Genomic DNA, 1,359 nt, shown 5'->3' with positions numbered 1-1,359 from the left:
GGTTGTCGTGTCTCGGTTGGTTTGTCGCTGGTGGGTCTTGGGTGATGTGGCACAAGGCTAGGCGGCTGGGGTGAGGGTGCCTTGGTAGCGCTGGGTGTGGTCGAGGTGGAGGTAGCCGATTGGGTTGCCGTTGTTGGTGTAGGCGGTGGCTCGGTCGTGGTCTCGGATGATGGTGATGGTGTGGCCGGTGTGTTCGCTGCCGATGCGGATGCGTAGGTGTGTGCCGAGGTTGACGGTGCCGTCGGTCTGGACTTTCAGGTGGTGCAGGGTGGCGTCGGTTTGTGCGGGTGGGTGTGTGGGGCCGCCGAGGGTGTCGGCGGCCTGCCAAGCCTGGGCCGGGGTGGTGCGGCCCAGCGCGCTGTGTCGGCGATGGTGGTTGTAGTAGTCCTGGTAGTCCGTGGCGAGTACCTGGAGTTCGGTGAGGGTGGCGGGCTGTTCGGGTTGGTGGTCCAGCCATCGCTGGAAGGTTTGGTGGTGGCGTTCGACCTTGCCGCAGGTTTGCGGGTGGTAGGGGCTGGAATGGATCAGCCTGCTGCCCCAGTGGGTGACGGTGCGCGCGAACTGTGATGGGCCGGTCTGGGGATGTCTGCCGCGCGAGGTGAACGCGGAACCGTTGTCGGAGGGCACGATCCCGGGTGCGCCATGAGCGTCGCGGGCGGCGGTGATCGCGGTGATCGCGGCCTCGGCGGTCTCGCCGGGGGCGGCGTGGATGGCCACCAACAGCCGGGTGCAGTCGTCCAGGACCTCGAACACGGCCGCTGTGTCCCCGCCTGCCAGGGTGATCTCCTGGGCGTCGATCTGGTAGCAATCCCGGGGCCGGGCATAGGAAAAACGCCGGTACGACGAGCGGGGCCGTTTCTTCGGATTGACCGCCACCATCCCTGCCCGCTGCAGGATCCGGTTGATCGTCGCCCGGGACGGCACCCGCCACCCCAGAGCCAACCAGTCCTGTTCGGCGGCCAACTCGATCAGCACATCCCGGATCGGATCGGCACCGTTGTCCGGCGCCAGCTCCTGGCGCAGCCGCAGCACCTCGGCCACCACCGGCTCCGGCGTAGCGTGCGGGCAGTGCTTGGGCCGCCGGGACCGCTCCTCCCACCGCCCCTCGGCCTCGATACGGGCACGGTGCCGATAGAACGTGCGCCTATCGACACCGTTGACCCGGCACCACTCCGACACATTCGGGATCTTCACCCCGGCCTGCAACGTCGCGTCCATCAATCGCATGATCGCCCGTTTCCGCGTCATAGCCACCACCACAACGCCGATCACGCAACAAACCACGCAACATCACCCAGCCCGGGTGTGTCACCACCACCGAGACACAAACCGCGTCACATCACCCAAGACTGAACAACC

At 66.8% G+C, this 1,359-nt stretch carries 1 protein-coding gene; it reads right to left on the bottom strand.

Annotation, left to right across the window (positions count from 1 at the left end):
• Nucleotides 1-57 precede the first annotated feature (57 nt).
• On the bottom strand, nt 58-1,248 hold the full coding sequence (locus MOQ72_RS44090; protein WP_242192030.1) for an integrase core domain-containing protein: 1,191 nt from the start codon (nt 1,246-1,248) through the stop codon (nt 58-60).
• Between the last annotated feature and the right edge of the window lie 111 nt (nt 1,249-1,359).

The organism is Saccharopolyspora soli, assembly GCF_022678645.1.
Taxonomy (GTDB): domain Bacteria; phylum Actinomycetota; class Actinomycetes; order Mycobacteriales; family Pseudonocardiaceae; genus Saccharopolyspora; species Saccharopolyspora soli.
Note: the sequence above shows the minus strand (reverse complement) of the source record. Positions and strands in the feature narration are given on the sequence as shown.